The 9,382-nt window shown below is 69.4% G+C and carries 9 protein-coding genes and 1 pseudogene; 8 read left to right on the top strand and 2 right to left on the bottom strand.

The genetic code is table 11. The features are described from left to right. Together VIR15_RS00845 and VIR15_RS00840 are read left to right on the top strand one after the other, a co-directional pair. Positions 1–532: phosphotransferase family protein (locus tag VIR15_RS00845; protein WP_331925574.1), on the top strand; the 532-nt coding region annotated here is incomplete at its 5' end. A gap of 10 nt (positions 533–542) precedes the next feature. Further along, positions 543–1,748, top strand: coding sequence for an acyl-CoA dehydrogenase family protein (locus VIR15_RS00840; RefSeq protein ID WP_331925573.1), 1,206 nt, complete (start codon positions 543–545; stop codon positions 1,746–1,748). 144 nt (positions 1,749–1,892) lie between these two features. Here the strand turns inward: VIR15_RS00840 and VIR15_RS00835 are convergent, their stop codons facing one another. Then, a complete protein-coding gene (locus tag VIR15_RS00835; protein ID WP_331925572.1) occupies positions 1,893–2,552 on the bottom strand; it encodes a hemerythrin domain-containing protein in 660 nt (219 codons plus the stop codon). A gap of 87 nt (positions 2,553–2,639) precedes the next feature. On the opposite strand from VIR15_RS00835, the gene VIR15_RS00830 reads away from it, so the two are divergent. Continuing rightward, positions 2,640–3,251, top strand: a complete 612-nt coding sequence (locus VIR15_RS00830; RefSeq protein WP_331925571.1) for a TetR/AcrR family transcriptional regulator — start codon at positions 2,640–2,642, stop codon at positions 3,249–3,251. A 176-nt stretch (positions 3,252–3,427) separates the two neighbouring features. After that, positions 3,428–3,925, top strand: a complete 498-nt coding sequence (locus VIR15_RS00825; RefSeq protein ID WP_331925570.1) for a pyridoxamine 5'-phosphate oxidase family protein — start codon at positions 3,428–3,430, stop codon at positions 3,923–3,925. Between the two features lie 203 nt (positions 3,926–4,128). Here VIR15_RS00825 and VIR15_RS00820 read toward each other — a convergent pair whose 3' ends face one another. Continuing rightward, positions 4,129–5,610: a gluconokinase gene (locus VIR15_RS00820; RefSeq protein WP_331925569.1), complete on the bottom strand. Its 1,482-nt coding sequence runs from the start codon at positions 5,608–5,610 to the stop codon at positions 4,129–4,131. Positions 5,611–5,669: 59 nt separating this feature from the next. On the opposite strand from VIR15_RS00820, the gene VIR15_RS00815 reads away from it, so the two are divergent. The 4 genes and pseudogenes from VIR15_RS00815 to VIR15_RS00800 all read left to right on the top strand — a co-directional run. Further along, entirely contained in the window at positions 5,670–6,617 is a 948-nt protein-coding gene (locus VIR15_RS00815; RefSeq protein WP_331925568.1) for a DMT family transporter, read from the top strand. A gap of 3 nt (positions 6,618–6,620) precedes the next feature. Then, on the top strand, positions 6,621–7,067 hold the full coding sequence (locus tag VIR15_RS00810) for a MaoC/PaaZ C-terminal domain-containing protein (RefSeq protein WP_331925567.1): 447 nt from the start codon (positions 6,621–6,623) through the stop codon (positions 7,065–7,067). A gap of 80 nt (positions 7,068–7,147) precedes the next feature. Beyond that, complete coding sequence (locus tag VIR15_RS00805; RefSeq protein ID WP_331925566.1) at positions 7,148–8,326, top strand: glycosyltransferase 87 family protein; 1,179 nt, start codon at positions 7,148–7,150, stop codon at positions 8,324–8,326. Positions 8,327–8,398: 72 nt separating this feature from the next. Next, positions 8,399–9,382 (top strand): annotated as a pseudogene (locus tag VIR15_RS00800) (peptidase M6); the annotation flags it as partial.

Raw genomic sequence — 9,382 nt, 5'->3', positions numbered from 1 at the left:
GCGCTGGAAGCAGCAGCTCGACGGCTCACGCAGCCGTGACGTGGCCGGCATCGACGAGCTGCACGCCTGGCTGGCGACCAACGTGCCGCCGGAGTCGCCCCCGGCGATCGTGCACGGCGACTTCCGGCTCGACAACCTGCTCATCGACACGACCGGTGGCGCCGACCGCGTTGCCGCGGTGCTCGACTGGGAGATGGCCACGCTCGGGGACCCGCTGACCGATGTCGGGCTGCTGCAGGTGTACCAGGCGCTGGCCGGGATGGGCAGCGGCGATGCGGTGTCGGACGTCGCCTTGGCGCCGGGGTGGCTCGGACCCGACGAGATCCTGGACCGGTATGCCGCGGGGTCGGGTCGCGACCTGGGCCGGCTCTCGTTCCACCTCGGGCTGGCCTACTTCAAGCTCGCGGTGATCCTCGAGGGCATCCACTACCGCTACACACAGGGCCAGACGGTGGGGGAGGGGTTCGCGACGGTCGGCGAGGCGGTCCAGCCCCTCGTCGCCGCGGGCCTCGCCGCAGTCAAGGACCAGTGAAGGGACTCTGATGGATTTCGCACTGTCGCCCAAGGCGGAGGAGCTGTCCGCTCGGATGTGGGACTTCATGCGCGAGGAGGTGTTCCCCGCCGAGGCCGAGTACTACCGCCACCTCGCCGAGCATGGTCAGTACGGGCTGCCGCCCGTCGTGGAGCGGCTCAAGGAGTCGGCGCGCCGGCGGGGTCTGTGGAACCTGTTCCTGCCGGCCGAGTCGGGCCTGAGCAACGTTGACTACGCCGCGCTCGCGGAGATCTCCGGGTGGTCGCCGGTCATCGCGCCGGAGGCGATCAACTGCCAGGCCCCGGACACCGGGAACATGGAGGTGCTGCACATGTTCGGCACCGACGAGCAGAAGCAGCGCTGGCTCGAGCCGCTGCTGGCCGGGGAGATCCGCTCGGCGTTCTCGATGACCGAGCCGGACGTCGCCTCCTCGGATGCCACGAACATCCAGACGGTGATCAGCCGTGAGGGCGACGAGTACGTCATCAACGGGCGCAAGTGGTGGAGCAGCGGCGCGATGGATGAGCGCTGCCAGGTCTTCATCGTCATGGGCAAGACCGAGCCGGGTGCCGACACCCACCGCCAGCAGTCGATGATCCTCGTGCCGCGGGACACCCCGGGTCTGACGATCGAGCGGGATCTGTCGATCTTCGGCTACCACGACCAGCACGGGCACGCGGAGGTCGTCTTCCGCGACGTGCGGGTGCCGGTCGCGAATCTCATTGCGGGAGAGGGAGACGGGTTCATGATCGCGCAGGCTCGCCTCGGCCCGGGCCGGATCCACCACGCGATGCGCGCCATCGGGATGGCCGAGCGGGCCCTGTCGCTCATGGTCGACCGGGCCAAGTCGCGGGTCGCGTTCGGCGAGCACCTGTCGGGCATGGGCGTCGTCCAGGAGCTCATCGCCCAGTCCCGGATCGAGATCGACATGGCCCGGCTCTACGTCTACAAGACGGCCTGGCTCATCGACCAGCACGGTGCCAAGGGCGCCCGGACCGAGATCTCCGGGATCAAGGTCGCCGCCCCGGCCATGGCCACGCGCGTCGTGGACCGGGCCATCGAGGTCTTCGGCGCGGCCGGCGTCTCGCAGGACACGCCCCTCGCGTACTTCTACGCGTGGGCGCGGGTGCTGCGCATCGTCGACGGCCCCGACGCCGTGCACCGGCGGACCATCGCGCGCCACGAGCTCAAGCGAAACGGGCCGCACGTGGGCTGAGAGCCCGGTCGGGCGCGGGCACCCCGTCGCGGGGTGCTTCTCCCTCGTCGCGGGACACCTGTCGGACCAGAACGCAACTGCGGCACTGCTCACCCTGGCTGAGCAGTGCCGCATTGCAGTGGGTGCAGAGCCGGCGGGGCGGCCTCAGTGGGCGTGGCCTGAGCCGCCAGTCTCCTTGGCGGTCACCTCCTCCATCTCCTCGAACATCTCCTGTGCCTGCTCGGCCGTCAGGGTCCGGTCGAGCAGGGGCAGGTAGACCTCCTCCTCCTTGGCGAAGTGGAGGCCGACGATCCCGTTGAGCGAGTAGAGGACCCGGCGCATCTCGTGCTGGTCAGGCGCCGCGAGGTCGCCCTTCTCGAGCTTGCCGCCCAGTTTGCCGAGCTCATCGGTCAGCGTCCCGACCTCCTGATGGTCGCGCCGCATCGTGTCGGTTGCGTGGGTCTTGCCATTGGTGCCGATGAGCTCGTCGACCTTGGCGTAGAGGACCTTGTCCTCGGCGACGGCGTGCGGGATCAGGCTCTCGGTGAGGAAGACGTAGGACGCGTGGACCTTCTCCTGCTGCTCGGCGAGGCTCGACACCCCGATCGCGTCACCAGCCGCGGCAAGACCGTCGATATGCGGGATGAGCTCCTTGTGCTCGTCGCGCAGCGGTTGCGTCACGCGGTCCTTCGCTGCGGCGGCCACGGTGCCGCTCCCTGCCTGGACGGCGGGCTCGGTGCCGCTGCTGACGCCCATCCAGACGGCTGCTCCGACCACGGCCAAGGCGGCGGTGAGCGCGGCGGCGTGCCTCGTGTGTCGTCCCATGTGTTGCTCCTTTTTTTGACACGTGTCCAGAAGTTGGACAAGTGTCAACTTACGTCAGATTGGACACGTGTCAAGTAAGGTGGACCTGTGACGAGTAGACGGAGGCGGGCGACGCGCGAGGCGATCATGGACAGCGCCCTCGACCTGTTCACGGCGCACGGCTACGAGGCGGTGCGAGTCGAGGACGTCGCCCGAGAAGCGGGCGTTTCACGAGCCACGTTCTACAACCACTTCTCCGAGCGCGAAGAGGTCCTCGGGGCGCTCTTCCAGCGACTGCTTGCGACGGAGGTGCCGGACCACACCCGGACCAACGTCCCACCGCTCGAGCAGATCGAGCATGTCGCCATCGAGGCGGCTCGCGGCATGCTCGACCAGCCGCAGCTCGCGCGCTTCATCTACAGCCTTCCCGTCCGGCACGAGGCGCTGCTCAAACCGGAGGACGAGTCGACGCCAGCCGCCTTCCGGACCATTCACCACCTGCTGGAGATCGCTCATACCCGCGGCGAGCTCCGCACCGACGTGCCGGTCGAGCTGATGTGCGTCCACGTCCACAACGCCCTCGAGGCCGCGATGCGGGCCTGGGCCGATGGGCTCACCGATGACCCCGTCGAGCGGGTGCGGGCGCTCGTCCGGCTCTCTCTCTACGGCGTCGTGTCAGAGCTGGATGGGGCGTCAAGCGGTGTCGCTCTGGGGACCTGAGCAGGGGAGCGTCGCGCGGTTATAGCACCTTTGAGTCTGATGGAGCTCCGTCCCTGCCGGATCAGAAAAGGGCCGGAAATCCTGCCTCGTGGCTGTCGAGAACGCCCGGTCGGCTCCGTTCCCAGGGTATGAGCAGCCCAACCGGCCTCAACGACACCGATGAAGGAGCGACCACCATGCAGCCAAACGAGATCGCCGCGATCCTGAACCTCCCGCTCAGCCAGGAGCTCTTGGCCCGCGACCTGCTCCGCATGGCCTACGTGGCCAAGGATGGCACCCCCCGGAACGTCCCGATCGCCTTCACCTGGAACGGGTCCGAGATCGTCGTCTGCACCACGAAGAACGCCCCGAAACTACTCTCGCTGCGGCACAACCCCGCGGTCGCGCTGACGATCGACACCGAGGTGCACCCACCGAAGATCCTGCTCCTCCGCGGTCGAGCGGAGCTTGACGTGGTGGACGGCATCCCGGAGGAGTACCTGCAGATGAACGGCAGCTACGAGATGACGCCCGAGCAGCGCGTCGAGTGGGAGGCCGAGGTGCGTTCCCTCTACGACGGGATGGTCCGAATCGTCATCACCCCAACGTGGGCCAAGCTTATCGACTTCGAGACCACCCTCCCCAGTGCGGTCGAGGAGCTGGTCCGGCAGCGGGACGAGCGTCAGCGCGCCTGAACTGATCAGCGCGGCCGGAGACGGGGAAGCGCACTCCTCGTACTCGACGGCCGCCGCGAAACAAGTTCCGGATGGGAGCAGTGACGGGACCAAACCTGCGCTGGACAGCTGCCCAAGCACGTGCCGCACGACGTCGTCCCGTCACTCGTCCCTCAGGGGGCGGCATCCTGTGTTGAGCTGGAAGGAAACTCGCTTCGGGACGGTCAGTTGAGGACGCGCTCATAGAGGTCGGCGAACCGTTCACGCCGGCTGGCGTAGTAGGCCGCGTGGTCGGGGTCGGGCGATTCGGTGACGGCCATTGGCGTGGGAGCCCGTTCCACGTCGGGCGCGAGGACGTCGAGCGCGAGGAGCACGGTGCCGCGCAGTGTGGCCCGGCGCAGCACGGCGTGGTCGACGGGCATGCCGATGGCGTCGGCGACCAGCGCGAGCAGTCCGGGCACGCGGTTCGTGACGCGGCCCGACGCGACGACCCGCGTGACGGCCGGGTTCGCGTCGACGAGCTGGTCGTGGACCCGCTCGTAGCTGAGGGCCAGGCCCTCGAGGGCCCCGCGCGCCACGTCGGCGCCGTCTGCGGCCGCTCCGATGTCCGCGACAACCCCGCGGGCGTCCGCACGCCAACCGGTGCTGCGCTCGCCGGTGAGGAAGGGCAGCACGGTCGGCGTGGCGGCCTCGGGCGCCCGGCGCGCGACGTCCTCGAGGCTCGTGCCCTCGGGAAGTCGCACGACGTCCTCGAGCCAGGACACGACCCGGCCGACATCGTTGAGTGCCCCGCCGACGAGCGACTGTCCGCGGCTGATGCGATAGCACCAGAGCCCGGACGGGAGGACCGCGGGCGTGCCGGGGACGAGGACCCGCATGGCGCCGCTGGTGGCGGCTGCGAGCCCGATTGTCCCGGGGTCGGTCGCCCCCGAGCCGATGTTGCTGCTCAACCCGTCCGCGAGGGGCGCGAACCAGCGCGCGTCACGGAGCGCCGGCCACCGGTCGGTGCCGGCCCCGTCCACCGAGGAGTCCGGGTCACAGATCGGGGAGAAGCGCTCGGCCCCAACGCCCACCGCATCGAGCAGGGGCGATGCCCATGCGCCCGTGCGCCGGTCGAGCAGCCCGGTCCACGCGGCGGTGGATGTGCCGACCGCAGTCGCGCCGGCGAGCCGCAGCTGGAGGAACTCACCGAGGGATAGCCAACGGTCCACCCGCGCGAAGACCTCGGGCGAGGTCTCGCGCAGCCAGCGCAGCCGAGGCGCGAGGTAGCTCGTGTGCAGGCGCGTGCCGGTGAGGTCGTGGATCTCGTCGATGTCGAGCTCGCGCAGCAGCCCCATCAGCTGCGAGGTGGAGCGGGTGTCGGCGTAGGTGTAGCACGGCGTCAGGGGGGTGCCGTCACGCCCCACGCCGACGAGGGACGAGGCGAACGTGTCGATGGCGACCCCGGCGACTGTCCGGCTGCCCAGGTGCTCGGTGACGGCTGTGATGCAGGCGGCGGCCTCGTCGACGACCTGTAGGGGATCGATCGTGACGGTGCCGTCCGGGGCGGTCGTGAAGGAGTGGGGCGCCTTGTGGCGGTGCCGGTGCACGGGCACACCTCGGGCGTCGTAGATCCCGGCCCGGGTGCCGGTCGAGCCCACATCGATCCCCAGGACCAGCGGATCGAGCGCCTCGTCGAGACCGATCGTGAACGCGTCATTGCTCACGGATCGACTGTACGGGGCCTCCGGATCACGGTCCCGGACTCGGCTCTAGGCTGACCGCCATGCCTGCCCCGTCCACCCGCCGCGCAGATCGCACCTGGCTCATCGCCCTGGCCGCGAGCCTGTGGGGCCTCTCCGCGATCTGGCGCGACCCACTCGCCAAGCAGTACCCCTCCGTCGCCATCGTCTTCTGGGAGCACGTCGTCCTCGTCCTGCTCGTGACGCCGTGGCTCTTCGGAGCGGTTCGTGCCGTGGCCCGGGCGAGCCGCCGCACCCAGCTGAGCGTCCTCGTCATCGGAGCCGGCTCGTCGGCGCTCGCCACGACCCTGTTCACCTCCGCCTTCCGGCTGGGCGACCCCATCACCCCCCAGGTCCTCCAGAAGTTGCAGCCGCTCATCGCCCTCCTCCTTGCGGCCCTCCTCCTCGGGGAGCGCCTTCGGCCGTCCTTCGCGTTGTTCGCCGTGCCGGCGATCGCGGGTGCCTGGCTGCTCAGCTTCCCGGAGCCCTTCGCGATCAGCATCACCAGCCTGTATGCCGCTGGGCTCGCTCTCGGGGCAGCGGCCCTCTGGGCGGCCGGCACCGTTCTCGGACGCGCCGCCTCCGCGGAGCTGACCTTCCGCGAGCTCACGTCCTTGCGCTTCGGAGTCGGTCTCGTGGCGCTGGGTGTGATCTCGCTCGTGACGGACACGTCGGTGCGCGTCGACACGTCGGCCGCAGGGTCGATCGTCATCCTCGCCCTCGTGCCGGGTCTGCTCGCGCTGCTCCTCTACTACCGCGGGCTGCGCAGCACGCCGGCCTCGCGAGCGACGTTGGCGGAGCTGGCGTTTCCGATCACCGCGGCCGTCGTCGGCGTCGCCCTGCTCGGGCGGACGCTCGCGCCCTCACAGTGGGTCGGTTTCGGGGTCGTGCTCGTCGCCGTGGTCGGTCTCGTCCTCCACGAGCAGCGCAGCGACCGCCCGGCCGTCGCCGTCCCAGACCGTGCCGACGAGGCAATCGACGTGCGAGGCTGACGCGTGTTCTTCGAGGACTTCTCGGTCGGCCAGACCTTCACCAGCCAGGGCCGGACCATCACGGAGACGGACGTCGTCGTCTTCGCCGGGTGGAGCTGGGACACCAACCCGCCCCACACCGATGCCGAGTCGATGAGGGTCAGCCGCTTCGGCGGGCGGATCGCACACGGCATGCTCGGCCTCTCCGTCGCGATGGGCCTGGCGTCACGGCTCGGCGTCTTCGAGGACAGCTCGATCGCGCTGCTCGGGGTCGACGGCTGGCGGTTCCACGCGCCCATCCGCATCGGCGACACGGTCCACGTCACGGTCGAGATCACGGGCACCCGCCTCACGAGCGCAGGGGACGCCGGCATCCTGTCGCGACGCTTCACCCTGACCAACCAGGACGGTGTCGTCGTCCAGTCCGGCGACATCGGGCTCATGGTCGCGACCCGGCCACCCGGGAACTGAGCCTCGCCCCGAGAGCGGGCTCAGCGGCATACGGCATGGGTGGTACCCGCCGCGCGACTGTTCCTGCCTACGATGCCCCTGTGCTGGCCCGCGTGCTCAGAGGGCCCGCTCCGGTCATCGCCCTGATCGGCGTCGCGGCCGTTGTGGGTGCGCTCCACGGCGGCTTCACCGACCTGTTCGTGTACCAGCACGGAGGCCGAGTCGTGCTCGACGGGTTGTCACCGGAGTCGCGCGACCCGGTGACCGGGCTGCGCTTCACCTATCCACCCTTCGCGGCCGTGCTCATGGCACCGCTGGCGCCGCTTCCGTCCTGGCTTGCGGCAGGGCTGTGGACTGCTGCATCGGTGGCCGCGCTCGCCGGAGTCGTGGCCCTCGTGCGTCGCGTCCTCGAACGGCCCTCGCCCGGCTGGCTCGTCGCGCTACTCACCCTCGGTGCGGTCGCCCTCGAGCCGATCTGGCAGAACCTCGTGTTCGGTCAGATCAACACCCTCATCATGCTCGCCGTCCTCGTGGACCTGCTCAGGCCGTCGCGGCGCTGGTCCGGCGTGCTGATCGGGATCGCGGCCGGAGTGAAGCTCACCCCGCTCGTGTTCGTCGTCCTCCTCGTCCTCGTGGGACGTCGCACCGCCGCGGGGCGGGCGATCCTCGCCTTCGTCGGCACCGTCGCCATTGGCGTCGCGGTGAACCCGGGGTGGTCGGGCCGTTACTGGAGTCATGGCCTCGTCGACGCCGGCCGCATCGGACCTCCCGCCCTGGCGCACAACCAGTCCGTCTATGGGGCGCTCACCCGCCTGCTCGACGCCAGGCCCTCGATCCTGCTGTGGCTCGCGATCGCCGTGCCGTTGGCCGTCGCCGTCCTCGGTGTCGGCGTCCGTTGGTGGCGGCGGGGCGACCCACTCCTCGGCACCTGCCTTGCGGCCACCTCCATGCTCCTCGCCTCACCCGTCTCGTGGTCGCACCACTGGGTGTGGTGCGCACCGATCGCCTTGGTGCTGTGGGAACGCGGGAGGTTGGCTGCGATCGCATGGACCCTGGTCTTCGTCGCCCGCCCGATCATCTGGCCCGGCTACGGCGAGGGTCGCGAGTACGCGTGGACTCCTCTCGACCACATCGTCGGCAATGCCTACCTCCTGGCCGCGGTTGCCTTCGTGGCGTGGGCGGCAGGCAGCTTCCGGCAGCGCACGGCGGACCGGGTGAGCGGCCCCGGGCGTCAGAAAGTGAAGCTCGAAACCTTCCCGGCGGACTCGCGGAGTGGTTGACTCCGAAGGTCCCGGCAACGTCGTCGAGATGACTGCGGCGCTGACCGGGCCTTCGCAACGAAGGGATTCCGCATGAGTGATTGGCAACGATCGAGGATCCTCGTCTCAGGCGCAGCTGCGCTGCTGGCCATGGGCCTCGCATTCTCGAGCGGGTTCGCGGCGTCCGCCGCCCCCTCTGCCAAGGCTGGCAGTGGGCAGGGCAACAGCGACGTGCGCAACACGGGGCCCGACTTCAACAAGGGCAAGAAGCTGCCCATCAGCGCCAAGGAGAGCGAGACCGTCAAGGGTCAGCCCCCGCTCGGGCCGGCCAAGGTCGGCACCACGAGGACGTGGCTCGCACTCGACGACGTCTCGGGCGCGATCTACCTGAAGAACTACACGCTCCGCGGCGTCGGCGACCACATCGAGGTCTGGGTGGCCAACAACCGGGCCTTCCCGGAGGGCGACTGCCGCAACGACCTGGGTCTGACCAATGTCACCGACGCACAGGTGAACAACTTCATCCATGAGTTCGACACCAACATCTATCCCAAGGAGTCGGCGACCTTCTCGGTACCGCCAGCGCGCGACGGCCACAACGCAATCCTGCCAAAGCTCATCCCGAACCTGCCGTCCTCGGAGTACAAGGGCGAGGGCGACAACATCGTCACACTGGTCGACAACGTGCGAGACGCGAACTTCTACGAGCCGACGACCCCGGACGGGCAGACCTACATCGCCGGATTCTTCTACTCGGTCTTCAACGAGTACTTCGACCGCAACGTCATGACGATCGACGCCTTCGACTGGCTGCACCGTACCGGTGCCAACCCGCCCGACGACTCTGCCGATCCTGCCTACGTGGCGTGCAGCGAAGAGCTCCAGGTCGACCCGTCGCGTCTGCTCGGGCTGCCTCGGCCACACCTCTACGAGGGTGTCTTCGCCCACGAGTACCAGCACCTCCTGGAGTACTACGAAGACCCGGACGAGGCCTCGTGGGTCAACGAGGGACTCTCCGACTGGGCGCAGACGCTCGTCGGCTACGTCGACCCCTCGGTGCCACCGGATGACCCGGAC

The sequence above is a fragment of the Intrasporangium sp. genome, assembly GCF_036566125.1.
Lineage (GTDB): Bacteria > Actinomycetota > Actinomycetes > Actinomycetales > Dermatophilaceae > Intrasporangium.
The sequence above is the reverse complement of the archived record's forward strand: the minus strand, read 5'-3'. Positions and strand labels throughout refer to the sequence as shown.